The organism is Streptomyces sp. NPDC051576 (genome assembly GCF_040681835.1).
Taxonomy (GTDB): domain Bacteria; phylum Actinomycetota; class Actinomycetes; order Streptomycetales; family Streptomycetaceae; genus Streptomyces.
The window spans coordinates 92398-106432 of the sequence record NZ_JBFAZO010000017.1 but is presented as its reverse complement, the minus strand read 5'-3'; the positions used below and the strand labels follow the sequence as shown (position 1 = coordinate 106432).

General features: G+C 70.8%; 12 protein-coding genes. 6 read left to right on the top strand and 6 right to left on the bottom strand.

Annotated elements, in window-relative coordinates:
- Window positions 1-21: 21 nt before the first annotated feature.
- Window positions 22-1005, bottom strand: a complete 984-nt coding sequence (locus AB0M63_RS41600; protein ID WP_355902469.1) for an aldo/keto reductase — start codon at window positions 1003-1005, stop codon at window positions 22-24.
- A 136-nt stretch (window positions 1006-1141) separates the two neighbouring features.
- On the opposite strand from AB0M63_RS41600, the gene AB0M63_RS41595 reads away from it, so the two are divergent.
- A complete protein-coding gene (locus AB0M63_RS41595; protein ID WP_366023037.1) occupies window positions 1142-2872 on the top strand; it encodes a cholesterol oxidase substrate-binding domain-containing protein in 1731 nt (576 codons plus the stop codon).
- A gap of 5 nt (window positions 2873-2877) precedes the next feature.
- Here the strand turns inward: AB0M63_RS41595 and AB0M63_RS41590 are convergent, their stop codons facing one another.
- The 4 genes from AB0M63_RS41590 to AB0M63_RS41575 all read right to left on the bottom strand — a co-directional run bounded on the left by AB0M63_RS41590 (window position 2878) and on the right by AB0M63_RS41575 (window position 7100).
- Window positions 2878-3465, bottom strand: a complete 588-nt coding sequence (locus AB0M63_RS41590; protein ID WP_366023036.1) for a TetR family transcriptional regulator — start codon at window positions 3463-3465, stop codon at window positions 2878-2880.
- The gene (locus AB0M63_RS41585) at window positions 3462-4955 is read right to left on the bottom strand and encodes an MFS transporter (RefSeq protein WP_366023035.1); all 1494 of its coding nucleotides are present in this window, start codon (window positions 4953-4955) and stop codon (window positions 3462-3464) included. Before AB0M63_RS41585 ends, AB0M63_RS41590 begins: the two co-directional genes overlap by 4 nt.
- 117 nt (window positions 4956-5072) lie before the next feature.
- Window positions 5073-6290: an FAD-dependent monooxygenase gene (locus AB0M63_RS41580; RefSeq protein ID WP_366023034.1), complete on the bottom strand. Its 1218-nt coding sequence runs from the start codon at window positions 6288-6290 to the stop codon at window positions 5073-5075.
- Window positions 6291-6404: 114 nt separating this feature from the next.
- Entirely contained in the window at window positions 6405-7100 is a 696-nt protein-coding gene (locus tag AB0M63_RS41575; RefSeq protein WP_366023033.1) for a ribonuclease H, read from the bottom strand.
- A gap of 99 nt (window positions 7101-7199) precedes the next feature.
- Between AB0M63_RS41575 and AB0M63_RS41570 the strand changes: the two genes are divergently transcribed.
- Window positions 7200-8411, top strand: coding sequence for a low temperature requirement protein A (locus AB0M63_RS41570; protein ID WP_355902481.1), 1212 nt, complete (start codon window positions 7200-7202; stop codon window positions 8409-8411).
- Here AB0M63_RS41570 and AB0M63_RS41565 read toward each other — a convergent pair.
- Complete coding sequence (locus AB0M63_RS41565) at window positions 8408-9202, bottom strand: VOC family protein (RefSeq protein ID WP_355902483.1); 795 nt, start codon at window positions 9200-9202, stop codon at window positions 8408-8410. The genes AB0M63_RS41570 and AB0M63_RS41565 overlap by 4 nt on opposite strands.
- Window positions 9203-9323: 121 nt before the next feature.
- Here AB0M63_RS41565 and AB0M63_RS41560 point away from each other — a divergent pair, with 121 nt between their 5' ends.
- From AB0M63_RS41560 to AB0M63_RS41545, 4 genes are all read left to right on the top strand, one after another.
- Window positions 9324-10334, top strand: coding sequence for a zinc-binding alcohol dehydrogenase family protein (locus tag AB0M63_RS41560; protein ID WP_355902939.1), 1011 nt, complete (start codon window positions 9324-9326; stop codon window positions 10332-10334).
- Window positions 10335-10573: 239 nt separating this feature from the next.
- Window positions 10574-12001 (top strand): family 2B encapsulin nanocompartment shell protein, encoded by a 1428-nt coding sequence (locus AB0M63_RS41555; RefSeq protein WP_366023032.1) that lies wholly within the window; start codon window positions 10574-10576, stop codon window positions 11999-12001.
- A gap of 16 nt (window positions 12002-12017) precedes the next feature.
- Entirely contained in the window at window positions 12018-13070 is a 1053-nt protein-coding gene (locus tag AB0M63_RS41550; protein ID WP_366023031.1) for a family 2 encapsulin nanocompartment cargo protein terpene cyclase, read from the top strand.
- Window positions 13071-13119: 49 nt separating this feature from the next.
- Window positions 13120-13995 carry a geranyl diphosphate 2-C-methyltransferase gene (locus AB0M63_RS41545; protein ID WP_355902487.1) on the top strand — a complete coding sequence of 292 codons (876 nt, stop codon included), beginning with the start codon at window positions 13120-13122 and terminating at the stop codon, window positions 13993-13995.
- Window positions 13996-14035: the final 40 nt, after the last annotated feature.

The window sequence follows — 14035 nt, the reverse complement described above, 5'->3', positions numbered from 1 at the left end:
GACCTTCAAACGGAGCCGGTCCTACCAGCGGCTCTCCACCTGGTCCTTGATCCGGCGGTCGTAGAGGTCCCGGATCGCGGTGAGCGTGTGCTCGGACAGGGCGGGCAGCTTTGCGGCGGCCGCGTTGGCGCGGGCCTGTTCGGGTGAGCGGGCGCCGGGGATCACCGTGGTCACACCGGGCTGGTCGATGATCCAGCGCAGGGCGAGCTGGGCCGGGGTGAATCCCTCCGGGGCGAGGGCGGAGAACTCGGCGGCGGCCTCGACGCCCGTCGCGTAGTCGACGCCGGAGAAGGTCTCGCCCTGGTCGAAGGACTCGCCGTGCCGGTTGTAGGTGCGGTGGTCGTTGTCGGGGAAGACCGTGTCCTTGGTGTACTTGCCCGACAGCAGACCGGAGGCGAGGGGCACGCGCGCGATGATGCCGACGCCCGCCTCCTGGGCGGCCGGGAGCACCTGGAGCAGGGGCTTCATGCGGAAGGCGTTGAGGATGATCTGCACGCTGGTCACGTTCGGCCGGGCGATCGCGGTGAGGGCTTCCTCGCAGGTCTCGACGCTGACGCCGTACCGGGCGACGCGCTCCTCTGCGACCAGGGTGTCGAGGGCGTCGAACACCTCGTCCGAGGAGTACACCGGCGTCGGCGGGCAGTGCAGTTGCACCAGGTCGATGCGGTCGACGCCGAGGTTGCGGCGGGAGCGGTCGTTCCACGCGCGGAAGTTGTCGAGGACGTAGTTCTCGGGGATCTGGTCGACGCGGCGGCCCATCTTGGTCGCGACCAGGACGTGCAGATCGGGCCGGCCGCTCAGGAATGTGGCGATGGTCTGCTCGCTGCGTCCGTCGCCGTACACATCGGCCGTGTCGAAGAAGGTCACGCCGGACTCCGCGGCCGCCTCCAGCACCGCGAGGGCTTCCTTGTCGTCGACGTCTCCCCAGTCGGCGCCCAACTGCCAGGTGCCGAGACCGACCACCGATGCCTGCTGCTGCGACCTGCCGATTACCCGTTCGTCCATGCCGTCAGTCTGTCATCCGCCACTGACATGCGCGGAACGGCGTCCTCCGGGCCGTCACCTGTGAACCTTTCACTCACACGAGTGAAAGGGGTCGGCATATTGCCTACTCGTGTCAACCGGACCCTAGCGTGTGCGCGTGACCGATCATGTGCCGAACAACCTCCGGTCGGGAGAGGGCAGTTCCTCTGCCTGGACCCGTCGCGGCTTCCTCCGCTCCGCTGCCGCCCTGGCCGCCGTACCCGTCCTCCTGACGGCCGATCCGGCGCTGGCGGCGGCCGAGTTGCCCGACTTCCCGGCCGAGGTCGGCCTCTACCGCTCGGCGTACCGCAACTGGGTGGGCGAGATCACCGCCGACGGACTGTGGGCGTGCGCGCCGACCGATGCCGACCAGGTGGTGTCCGTCGTCAACTGGGCCTGGCGGCACGGCTGGAGGGTGCGTGCCCGGGGCTCCTCGCACGGCTGGTCGCCGCTGACGATCGAGTCGGGTACGGCGTCGGACGCGCCGGTGCTGCTGGTCGACACCGCCCCGCACCTCACCGCCGTGTCCCTGGACTCGGCCTCCGCCGTCCGGGCCGGCACCGGAGTCACCCTGGAGGCGCTGCTCACCTACCTGGAGGGGCAGGGCCTCGGTCTCACCGCCGCGCCCGCGCCCGGCGATCTGACCCTCGGCGGCGCCCTCGCCATCGACGCGCACGGCACGGCCGTTCCGGCGGACGGCGAGCAGCGGACGGCCGGGCACACCTTCGGGTCGCTCAGCAATCTGGTCCTGTCGCTGACGGCGGTGGTGTGGGACGCGGACACCGGCGAATACGCCCTGCGGACCTACACCCGCGACGAGGGGGACTGTGCGGCGCTGCTCACCCATCTGGGGCGTTCGCTGGTCACCGAGGTCGTGCTGCGCGTCGGGTCGAACGCGAACCTGCGTTGTGTGAGCCGTACGGACATCCCGGCCACCGAACTGTTCGCGGCACCCGGGTCCGGCGGGCGCACCTTCGCGAGCTTCCTGGACGAGTCGGGACGGGCCGAGGCGATCTGGTTCGCGTTCACCGAGTTCCCCTGGCTGAAGGTGTGGAGCGTGGCACCGACCCGGCCGCTGACCTCGCGGCACGTCACGTCGCCGTACAACTACCCGTTCTCCGACAACGTGCCCAAGGTGGTGGCGGATCTGGTCGGGCGGATCCTGTCCGATGCCGCGTGGTATCTGGCGCCGGTGCTCGGCAACGCCCAACTGGACGCGGCCCTGGGGTTGACGACGACCCTGTCGGCGGACATCTGGGGGCCGTCGAAGAACACGCTGCTCTACGTCAAACCGACGACACTGCGGGAGACCGCCAACGGCTACGCGGTGCTCACCACCAGGGCCCAAGTACAGCGCGTGGTCCACGAGTTCACCGAGTTCTACCGGGAGCGGCTCACCGCTTACGCCGCGCTCAACCGCTTCCCGGTCAACGGCACCGTCGAGATCCGGGTCACCGGCCTCGACCACCCCGCCGACACCGAACTCACCGGCGCCCGAGCCCCGTTGCTCTCCGCGCTACGGCCCAGCGCCGAGCACCCCGAGTGGGACACGGCGATCTGGCTGGACGTCCTGACGCTGCCCGGCACTCCGTACGCGGAGGAGTTCCTGCGGGAGTTGGAGCAGTTCCTGTACCGCACGTACGACGGCACGGACGCCCTGACCCGGGTCGAGTGGTCCAAGGGCTGGGCGTACACCGAGCAGGCCGCGTGGAGCGACGCGGAGGTGCTGAACACGGCGATCCCGGCCTCGTTCGGGGAGTCGGTGTGGGGACAGGCGGCGGGGACCTTCGACCGGCTCGACCCGCACGGGGTGTTCGGGAACGCCTTTCTGGACCGGTTGTTCGGGTAGCACCGCTAGGACGTCAACTGCGCCTGCACGGACGGTCCGTAGCGGTCCACGATGGTGTCGATCGCGGTCGCGCGCAGCCGGGTGCCGCGGGCGATGCCGTACATGACACCGAGGCCGAGGATGGTCGCGACGGCGAGTTCGGCGCGCAGGGCGGCGTCGGGGCCGGGGAGGCGGTCGGCGAGGCGGTCGACCACCTGGGCGCGGAAGTTGACGCGCAGGATGTCGCCGTGGTCGCCCTGGAGCGGCGCGAACGCGATGCGCAGCAGCGGGTCGGCGCCCCGCTCGCGCTGACTGACCAGGACGTGCCGGACCATGTGGCGGCCGAGTCCGTCGAGCGGGGCGTCCAGCAGGGCGTCCGCGTCGGTCTCGAAGGACATCACGCGGGCGAAGAGGGCGTCCTTGTTGCCGAAGTACTTGAGGATCAACGGGGCGCTCACACCGGCGCGTTCGGCGACGGCCTTGAGGGTGATGTCGGCGTGCGCGTTCCGGGCGAGGAGGTAGCGGGCGGCCCTGAGGATGGCCGCCTTGGTCGCCTCGGCGTCGCGGCGTGCGGGCGGGGACGCGGTGGGTGGAGTGGTGCTCACGGCACTCATGCTCCCTCCAGCGCCTGGTCCCGCGCGCCCTCGGCACGGTCCCGGGCGGGTCGGGTGTCGTCGGGAGCGGCGTCGCCCGGGATGGTCAGTGCCGCCGCGCTCGCCACCAGGGCGATCACTCCGGCGATGCCGAACGCCATCAGGTATCCGTGCAGCGTGGGCAGCGGGAGCCCGCCGACCAGGCTGGTGTGGTGCACCAGCACGGCGGCCACCACGGCGCTGGAGACGGCCTGGCCGATGGTGCGCATCAGGACGTTGACGCCGTTGGCGGACGCGGTCTGGCCCGCCGGGACGGCGCGCAGGATGAGGGTGGGCAGCGCCGAGTAGGCGAAGGTGGTGCCGGTGGCCACGACGGTCGCGCCCAGGATGATCGTCCACAGGTCGCGACTGTCGATGATGCGCACCACATAACCGAGCGCGATGATCGCGGTTCCGATGGCGAGCGTGACGCGCGGGCCGCGGGCCGCCGAGATCCGGGCCGACGTGGAGGACAGCAGCAGCATGATGACGCCGCCGGGCAGCAGGCACAGGCCGGTCTCGACGATCGACAGTCCGAGCCCGTACCCGGTGGCCTTGGGCGCCTGCACCAACTGTGCGGTGGACAGGGAGTTGGCGTAGAACGCGAAACCGGTCAGCAGGGCCGCCACGTGGGACAGGCCCACCCTGGGCCGTGACACCAACCGCAGGTCCACCAGCGGGAGTTCGGTGCGCAACTGCTGCCACCACCACAGGCCGAACACGACGACGGTGGCGACGAACAGCCCGAGGATCCGCGGGCTCCCCCAGCCCCACTGACCGCCCTGCGACACCCCGAGGAGCAGACACACAAGGCCTGCGGCGAGCCCCAGCGCGCCGAGGACGTCGAAGCGGCCCGGTTCCCGGACGGGCGACTCGCGCACCGCCCACCAGATCGCCGCCACGCCCAGCGCGCCGAGGGCGCTGGTCGCCCAGAACATGACGTGCCAGTCGGCGTACTGGACGATCAGTGCCGCGAGCGGCAGTCCGAGCGCGGCGCCGATGCCGACGGTGGAACTCATCAGCGCCACCGCGCCGCCCCTGCGCTCGGGGGGCAGTTCGTCGCGCAGGATGCTGATCGACAGCGGTACGACGGCGGCGGCCGCGCCTTGCAGGGCGCGGGCGACGATCAGTACGCGGATGTCGGAGGACAGGGCGCACATCACCGAGCCGACGGTCATCAGGCTGAGGGCGCCCGTCAGCACCCGCTTCTTGCCGTACATGTCGCCGGCCCGGCCGAGCACCGGGGTGAGGACGGCGCCGGAGAGCAGGGTCGCCGTGACCATCCAGGAGACTGCGCCGGCGGAGGAGCCGGTCAGCCGGGGCAGGGACGGCAGCAGCGGTACGACCACGGTCTGCATGACCGCCATGAGGATCCCGCCGAACGCCAGCACCGGCACGGTGAGCCGGTCCCGCAAGGGGGGCCGCCCGGTGCTGGTGCCGGGCGGGTGGGGTATCGGAACGGGCTGGCCCATGGGCACTCCAGCGGACAAGAAAAGAAGGTGAATGGCTATTCACCATATCTGGTGAATAGCCATTCACCCAACCTCCTCGGACCGCTCGCGGGGGCCCTGCCGCGCGCGACGGGCGGCCTACTTGCGGGAGGCGAGCGCCCGAGCGTGCACGGTCCGCGCCAGCCGGGGGCCGAGCCAGCGCTTGAACCGGCGCAGCGCCTCCAGCCGTCCCGCCGCCTTGTCGAGGCCGTAGTACACCTGCGGCGGGACGTACGGCAGCAGGGGCGAGTGACGCTGGCCGAGCAGGGCGAACATGCGGTGCGGGGGCAGGTGGATGTAGCGCTGGAGGTTCTCGTACCACTGGGCGCTGTAACGGGCCGCGCTCTGGATGGACAACAGGGCGGACTTGCGCCGCTGTTCGTAGGCGGCGAGGGCCTGTGGCAGGTCGGTGTGGTCGCGCAGGGCGTCGGCGAGCGCGATGGCGTCCTCCAGGGCGAGGGTGGTGCCGGCGCCGATGGAGTAGTGGGTGGTGTGGGCGGCGTCGCCGAGCAGGACGAGGTTGCCGCGGTGCCAGGTGCGGTTGGTGAGGGTGCGGAAGTTCAGCCACTGGGCGCTGCCGTCGGCCGAGGCGCGGCCGATCAGGGAGTGGCCGTCCAGGAGGTCGGCGAAGAGCTTCTCCAGCAGGGCGAGTCCGTCGGCCTCGCCCGCGGTGTCGAGGCCGAGGCCGCTCCAGGTCTCGGGTGCGCACTCGATGACGCAGGTGCTGCCCTCGGGGCCGAACGCGTAGCCGTAGCACCAGATCCAGCCGTGGTCGGTCTCGACGAACGCGAAGGTGAAGGAGCCGAAGACCTTGCTGGTGCCGAGCCAGATGTACTGGTTGCGGCCGGGCTTGAGGTCGGTGCCGAAGTGGTCGGCGTGGCGGGAGCGCAGTGCGCTGTTGACGCCGTCGGCGGCCACGATCAGATCCGCGTCGGGGAGGTCGTCGGCGGTGATGTCGTGGTCGAACTCCAGCCGTACGCCCAGGGATCGGGCGCGTTCGGCGAGGATCTTGAGGAGCCGGTGGCGGCCGATGCCGTGGCCCTCGTCACCGGGTTGAGTGGTCGTCAGATCCCGGATGCGGGCGACGCCGTCGCTCCAGCGCACCGAGTGCTCGTCGACGGCCTGCGCCGACTCCGGGTCACAGGCCCGGAGTTGGTCGAGCAGTCCGCGCCAGTACGTGACGCCCCAGCCGTAGGTCGAGCCCTCGGGGTTGCGCTCGTAGACGGTGATGTCGTGGGACGGGTCCTGCCGCTTCAACAGGATCGAGAGATACAGGCCGGCGGGCCCGCCTCCGACACAGGCGACCTTCACGCGCACACCCCTGGATTTTACTCAAAGTGGTCAAGTGGATCCGCAGAGTAGCAGCATGGGGGCGCGCCGAACGTCGTGGACGTGAACAAGTGGACAAGTGGACCGATTCGGCCTCAGACCTCAGGCCTCAGCGGTACGGCACTCCGGGTGACCCCAGCCCTGGGCGTTCTTGCTGATGGGCTCGCCGGCCGCGTAGGCGCGGCCGCACAGACAGCGGCCGGGGAACTTCGCCTTGATGGTGCGGGAGGCCGAACCGGCGCTCTTGCGGGGCGACTTGACGCCGCCGGCACGGGCGGGCTTCTTCGGGGTGTCGGGCGAGGGGGGCGGTTGTGGGGAGCCGAGGTCGCTGCCCGCGGGCTCCTGGACGATGGCCGCCTGGCTGGCCGCGCGGTCCGCGAAGTCGTTCAGCGGGTCGCCGTCGACCTGGTGGGCGGGGACGTAACGGAACTCGACCGAGCGGCCGTCGAGGAGCTCGTCGATGCGGACGACCAGTTCCTGGTTGGCGACCGGCTTGCCGCCGGAGGTCTTCCAGCCGTTGCGCTTCCAGCCGGGCAGCCAGGTGGTGACCGCCTTCATGGCGTACTGCGAGTCCATCCGGATCTCCAGCGGTACGTCCGGTGCGGTCGCCGCCAACAGGCGCTCCAGCGCGGTGAGTTCGGCGACGTTGTTGGTGGCCTTGCCGAGCGGCCCCGCCTCCCAGCGGGCCGGGCTCTCCTTGTCGTCCGACACGACCCAGGCCCAGGCCGCCGGCCCGGGATTTCCCTTAGAAGCCCCGTCGCACGCGGCCACCACACGTTCACGCATACGCCCGATCATGCCATGACCGCGCGAGGGCTTCCGCGTCCCCCCGAACCGACGCGGCCCCGCTGTGGGCCGTATCCGAAGATCCCGTCCGCCGGGCTCTACGCTGCGCGCATGACCTCGCGACACGAGCAGTGGGCCCGGCTCCGGCGTCAGTTGTGGCGGCCTCCGCGTCCGCACGGTGAGCAGCCGCGCGAGCGGGTGGTCGGGCCGCTCGAACTCTTCTACGACCTGGTCGTGGTCGTGCTGGTCGCCCAGGCCGCCCACCATTTGGCCGGGGATCTCGCCTGGCACGGTCTCGGGCTGTTCGCCGCGGTGTTCGCGCTGGTGTGGATCGCCTGGCTGAACGGCAGCCTGCATCACGAACTGCACGGGCGCGAGGACGCCCGCGGCCGGAGCACGTTCCTGCTCCAGATCCTGGTGCTCGTCCCACTGGGCGCGTTCATCCCCGAGGCGGGCGGGGCGCGGGGCGCCGCGTTCGCCGTGGACGCGGGGGTGCTGTTCGGGGTGCTGGCGCTGTTGTGGCTGTTGGTCTCGCGCGGTGACAGTCCCGAATTCCGGCGCCCCAGCGCGCTGTTCGTGACGGGTACGGCGCTCTGCGCGCTCGTCCTGGCGGCGAGCGCCGCGCTCCCCGCGGACGCCCGAGTACTGACGTGGGGTGTGCTGGCCGCCGGATATCTGGTGGGGTTCGTGTTCGTGCTCGGCAGGGCCGTTCCGGGGCAGGTGGTCGGGCACACTGTGACGGACTCGCTCGCCGAACGGTTCGGGCTGTTCATCATCATCGTGCTCGGCGAGAACGTGACGGGGGTGGTCGACGGACTGGCCCACGAGCCGACCAACGCGCTCACCCTCGCGGTCGGGCTCGTCGCCGTCGTCGTCGGATTCGGCGCCTGGTGGACCTACTTCGACTTCGCCGGGCACCGGCTCCCGAGGCCCACGCGCGCGGGCGCCCTCCAGTGGATGACGATCCATCTGCCGCTCACGGCCGCGGTGGCCGCCATGGGCGCCGCGATGGTCGGCCTCGTCGAGCACGCCCACGACGGCCGCACCCCCGCCGCCACGGCCTGGGTGCTCGGCGGGGGTGCGGCCGTCGTCCTCTGCGCGACGATGGTGCTCGCGGCGTCCTTGCGCGTCTGGGACGAGGACCCCGGGCTCTACCGGCCACTGGCCCGCATCTGCGCCGCGATGGCCGTCCTCTGTGTGGGCGTGGGCGCGCTGCGCCCGGCACCGCTCGTCCTCGGCCTGCTTCTCGTGCTCCTCTTCAGCGTCCCCTGGGGGTTCGCCGTGGTGCACCGGGTGTCGGTGACGAGCGAGCTGCCCGGCTAGACGTCCGTCATCCCCGGCATCTCGCCCTGGGTGGTCGACATGTCGATCACCGAGAACGAGGCGCCCTGCGGATCGCTCAGCGCCGCGAACCGTCCGAAGGGGCTGTCCATCGGACCGAAGCGGAGGACGCCGCCGAGCTTGGTGGCCTTGGCGACGGCGTCGTCGCAGTTGTCCACGGTGAAGTAGACGTTGACGTACGAGGGCACCTCGGGCGGGAACTCGTCGCCCATCCTCATCCGGCCGAGGACCGTGTTCTCGCCGAGGTTGTAGACGCGGAAGTCGACGTTGTCGTCCTCCATCTGCTTCGCCGAGTAGGGGAAGACCGCGGGGAAGAAACCGTCCGCCTTCTCGGGCTCACGGGTGAAGACTTCGGCCCAGGCGTAGGCGCCGGGCACGCCCGCGGCCTCGAAGCCCTCGTGCGTGCCGCCCTGCCACACGCCGAAGACGGCGCCGCTGGGCTCACGGGCCAGGCACATCGTGCCGAAGTCGCCGACCCGCATCGGCTCCATCAGCACCTCGCCTCCGTTCTCCCGGATCTTCGCCGCGGTGGCCGTCGCGTCCGGTGACGCGAGATAGAGGCACCACTGCGACTGCCCCTCCTGTCCCGACATCGGCGGTACGACGGCCGCCACGGCCTTTCCGTCGACGTAGGCCTGGGTGTAGTTGCCGTACTCCGACGACGCCTCGCCGAAGGTCCAGCCGAGGACGTCGCCGTAGAAACTCTTGGCTCCCTCGACGTCGCCGAACATCGCGTCGGCCCAACAGGGGGTTCCCTCAGGTTGTACGGCCATGACTGTGGCCCTCTCCGGTAGGTCGGGTTGTCCGAATTCTCACGCTAGTCACCCGGGGAGCGGGGCGCGCGCCGAACGCCGGAGTCCGTTCCACACTGGACGCATGGCGGATGCGACGACGATGCGCGCATGGACGGTCGGCGATCCGGGGCCGGTCGAGCACGGCTCCCTCCGGTTCGTGGAACGGCCTGTTCCGGTGCCCGCGCACGACGAACTGCTCGTGCGGGTGCACGCGTGCGGGGTGTGCCGTACCGATCTGCATGTCGGCGAGGGGGATCTGCCGGTGCACCGCCCGGGGGTGACTCCTGGGCACGAGGTCGTCGGGGAGGTGGCGGGCCTCGGGACGGCGGTCTCCGGTTGGGCGGTCGGTGACCGGGTGGGGGTGGCGTGGCTGCGCCGTACCGACGGCGACTGCGGGTACTGCTCGCGCGGGGCCGAGAATCTGTGCCCGCGCTCCGAGTACACCGGCTGGGACGCCGACGGCGGTTACGCGGAGTACACGACCGTACCGGCCGCGTTCGCCCACCGGCTGCCCGCCGGCCTCGACGACGTGTCCCTGGCGCCGCTGCTGTGCGCCGGGATCATCGGCTTCCGCGCGCTGCGCCGCGCCTCGCTCCCGCCGGGCGGACGGCTCGGTCTCTACGGTTTCGGGGGCAGCGCCCATCTGTGCGCGCAGGTGGCGCTCGCCGAGGGGGCGAGGGTGCATGTGCTGACCCGGGGCCGGGCCGCCCGGCGACTCGCCCTCGACCTGGGGGCCGCCTCGGCACGCGACGCGTACGAGGCGCCGCCGGAGCCGCTGGACAGCGCGATCCTGTTCGCCCCGGTCGGTGATCTCGTGCCGGTCGCCCTGCGGGCTCTGGACCGGGGCGGGGTCCTCGCGGTCGCGGGCATCCACCTGAGCGACATTCCGCCGCTGCGCTACGAGCGCGAGCTGTTCTACGAGCGGGAGTTGCGCAGCGTCACCTCCAACACCCGTGCGGACGCGAGGGAGTTCCTCGATGTGGCCGCCCGCTACGGGGTGCACGCGACCACCCACACCTATCCGCTCTCCGAGGCCGCGCGGGCGCTCACGGATCTGAAGGCCGGCCGCTTCGACGGGGCCGCGGTGCTGGTGAACGACCTCAACAGGTAGGCGGCGCAAGGCGTTTCGCGTGGGTGCGGCGTTTGCGCGCCCCACGCGCCGGGGCGTGGGAACGATCCCTTCCGGCCCCTGCCCCCATCGACGGTTTACGAACTCCAGGGCGTGAAGCCGCCCCCTTCGCGCGGTTACCGGCCTTTGTCACGGCTGCTTGCCTTGTACACCGACGACGCCATCGCCATCGACGACGGCACCCCGACGCGCTCACCCCTGTTCACCTCCCGGGAGGGAATGTGTCCACTCCGGAAAGCGTCAACGAACCCACCACCGAAGCGACCGCCGACGGACAGCTCACCAGCCTCAGCACCCACGCGGCACGACAGCTCGCGACCACCACCAAGTCCGAACCGCAGATGCAGGCCATCACCTCGCGATGGCTGCTGAAGATGCTTCCGTGGGTGGACGTCAAGGGCGGCGCCTACCGCGTCAACCGGCGGCTCCAACTGCGCGTCGGCCGCGGCCGGGTGCGGTTCGAGCAGAACGGCGCCGACGACATCAGGGTCATCCCCGAGACGCTCACCGAACTGCCCGTGCTGCGCGGTTACTCCGACACGGAGGTCCTCAAGGAGGTCGCGGGCCGGTTCCGGGTCCGGGAGGTCCGGGCCGGCCAGGTCCTCTTCGAGGCCGGACAGCCCGTCACGGAGGCCTACTTGGTCGCTCATGGCCGCTTCACCCGCTACACGGCCGGCAAGTACGACGAGGAGGAGGTCATCGGCGTCGTCACGGACGGCGACCAGATGGGCGACGAGGCGATCGGGCAGTCCGACCCGCTGTGGCTGAGTTCCGTACGCGCCGAGACCGCGGGCGTGCTGCTCGTGCTCCCGTGGGACGTCGTCGAGGAGTTCACCGAGCGGGTGCCGTCGCTGGCGGCCCATCTGGAGGCCTACGCCGAGCGGCAGCGGCTGCCGATGAACCGCAAGGGCGAGGCCGATGTGCCGGTGCGGGCCGGTCACATCGGCGAGCCGACGCTGCCCGGTGGTTACGTCGACTACGAACTCGCCCCGCGTGAATACGAGTTGTCCCTCACCCAGACCGTGCTGCGGGTGCACACCAGGGTCGCCGATCTCTACAACGACCCGATGGACCAGACCCAGCAGCAACTGCGGCTCACCATCGAGGAGATCCGCGAGCGGCAGGAGTGGGAGCTGGTCAACAACCGGGAGTTCGGGCTGCTGCACAGCGTCGACTACACCCAGCGGATCAGCACCTTCACCGGTCCGCCGACCCCGGACGACCTCGACGAACTGCTCGCCATGCGGCGCAGGACCAAGGTGTTCCTCGCGCATCCGAAGGCGATCGCCGCCTTCTTCCGGCAGTGCAACAAGCGGGGGCTGGTGCCCGGTACGACGAGCATCGACGGGCACGAGGTGCCCGCCTGGCGCGGAGTCCCGCTCCTCCCGTGCGGCAAGATCCCCGTTTCTCCCCAGCACACCAGCAGCATCATCGCGCTGCGCACCGGGGAGGCCGACCAGGGCGTGATCGGGTTGTTCCAGACCGGTATCCCCGAGGAGTACCAACCCGGCCTGAACGTCCGCTTCATGGGCATCGACGCCGCCGCGATCATCCGCTACCTCGTCACCGCGTACTACTCGATGGCCATCCTGGTCCCGGACGCGGCGGGCATCCTCGAAAACGTCCAGATCGGCCGCACCGCCGAATGACGGCCTGGAGCACCCCATGACCACACCCGCCACGACCTACCTCCCCCTGCCCGGACCGCCGAGCCCGGCCGGTACGGTGCGCGCCCGTCGCACCGGGGCGATCCCCGGCCTCAGGTACCGGCCGACTGCGCCCGCCGACCCGGAGAAGGCCGCGGAGATCGACCGCAGGCTGGAGGCCTGGGCGCGCGGCCTCGATCTGTTCCCCACGGCGTGGAACGGGGACTTCGCCGGGTTCCAGTTCGGCCGGGCCGTGGTGCTCCAGCACCCGGGGGCGGCCGACCTGGAGCGGCTGACCGCCGCCGGGAAGCTGCTGCTCGCGGAGAACATCGTCGACAACTGCTACTGCGAGGAGGACGAGGGCAAGGGCGGCGCGCACCGCGGGCTCGGCGGCCGGCTGATCATCGCCCAGTCGGCGCTCGACCCGTTCCACGGCACCCCCGAACTGGAGGCGGAATGGCGCCAGGGCGTGCAGGCCGACGGACCGCTGCGCTCGTACCACTTCGCGCTGAAGGACTACGCGCTGCTGGCCACCCCGAGCCAGACCGACCGGTTCGTGCACGACATCGCCCGGCTGCACCTGGGTTATCTCGCCGAGGCCGCCTGGGCCGAGATCCGCTACGCGCCGCGGGTCTGGGAGTACCTGGTGATGCGGCAGTTCAACAACTTCCGGCCCTGTCTGTCGATCGTCGACGCGATCGACGGCTACGAACTGCCCGAGCAGGTCTACGCCCGGCACGAGGTCCAGCGGGTCACGGCACTCGCCTGCAACGCCACCACCATCGTCAACGACCTCTACTCGTTCACGAAGGAACTCGCGAGCGACCCGACCCACCTCAACCTGCCGCAGGTCGTCGCCGCGAACGAGCGGCGCGGGCTGAAGGCGGCCTATCTGAAGTCCGTCGAGATCCACAACCGGGTCATGGACGCCTTCGAGGAGGAGTCCGCGGTCCTGTCCGCCACTTCGCCCCTCCTCGGCCGGTACACCGAGGGCCTGGCCGCCTGGGTGGCCGGCAACCACGAGTGGCACGCGACCAACACCCACCGCTACCACCTGCCCAACTACTGGTAACAGCCCGACCCCTGACGTCCTGTCAGACGCACCTCGCTAGGAGTCACCGTTGACCACCACCGACGCCGGCACCACGGCAGCACCGGTGCCGACCCAGTCCACGTACCAGACCCGTGTCGCGGACTACTGGAACGCCGAAGAGAACCCGGTCAACCTCGACCTCGGACAGATCGACGACCTGTACCACCACCACTACGGAATCGGCGGGGCCGACGAGTCCGTGCTCGACGAGCCCGATCCCGTCCGGCGCCGGGAGCGGCTCACCGCCGAACTGCACCGCCTGGAGCACGCCCAGGCCGAACTGCTCGCCTCCTGGCTCGGCCGACTCACCCCGGAGGACCGGGTGTTCGACGCCGGGTGCGGGCGCGGCGGCGGCAGCGTGGTGGCACATCTGCGCTACGGCTGCGGGGCCGACGGGGTCACCATCTCCGCCAAGCAGGCCGAGTTCGCCAACGCGCAGGCACGCAAACGGGGCATCGACGGCAAGGTCCGCTACCACCACCGCAACATGCTCGACACCGGCTTCCCGACAGGGGAGTTCACCGCGTCGTGGAACAACGAGTCCACGATGTACGTCGAGTTGGACCTGCTGTTCGCCGAGCACGCCCGGCTGCTGCGCCGCGGCGGACGCTATGCGGTGATCACCGGCTGCTACAACGACACCTACGGCCGGGCCTCGCGCGAGGTGTCCCTCATCAACGCCCACTACATCTGCGACATCCACCCCCGGTCGGAGTACTTCCGGGCGATGGCCCGCAACCGGCTGGTGCCGGTCCACGTCCAGGACCTGACCGAGGACGCCATCCCGTACTGGGCGCTGCGCAGGCGGGCCGACCATCTGGTCACCGGGATCGAGGACACCTTCCTGAGCGCCTACCGCAACGGCAGCTTCCAGTATCTGCTGATCGTGGCCGACCGGATCTGAGGTCTCGGCGGCCGGCGGTCACGTCTTCCTCATTCCGCCG

Coding starts and splice junctions, on each gene's coding strand:
- AB0M63_RS41600 (WP_355902469.1), bottom strand. CDS start 1,005: ATGGACGAACGGGTAATCGGCAGGTCGCAGCAGCAGGCATCGGTGGTC.
- AB0M63_RS41590 (WP_366023036.1), bottom strand. CDS start 3,465: ATGAGTGCCGTGAGCACCACTCCACCCACCGCGTCCCCGCCCGCACGC.
- AB0M63_RS41585 (WP_366023035.1), bottom strand. CDS start 4,955: ATGGGCCAGCCCGTTCCGATACCCCACCCGCCCGGCACCAGCACCGGG.
- AB0M63_RS41575 (WP_366023033.1), bottom strand. CDS start 7,100: ATGATCGGGCGTATGCGTGAACGTGTGGTGGCCGCGTGCGACGGGGCT.
- AB0M63_RS41570 (WP_355902481.1), top strand. CDS start 7,200: ATGACCTCGCGACACGAGCAGTGGGCCCGGCTCCGGCGTCAGTTGTGG.
- AB0M63_RS41565 (WP_355902483.1), bottom strand. CDS start 9,202: ATGGCCGTACAACCTGAGGGAACCCCCTGTTGGGCCGACGCGATGTTC.
- AB0M63_RS41560 (WP_355902939.1), top strand. CDS start 9,324: ATGCGCGCATGGACGGTCGGCGATCCGGGGCCGGTCGAGCACGGCTCC.
- AB0M63_RS41550 (WP_366023031.1), top strand. CDS start 12,018: ATGACCACACCCGCCACGACCTACCTCCCCCTGCCCGGACCGCCGAGC.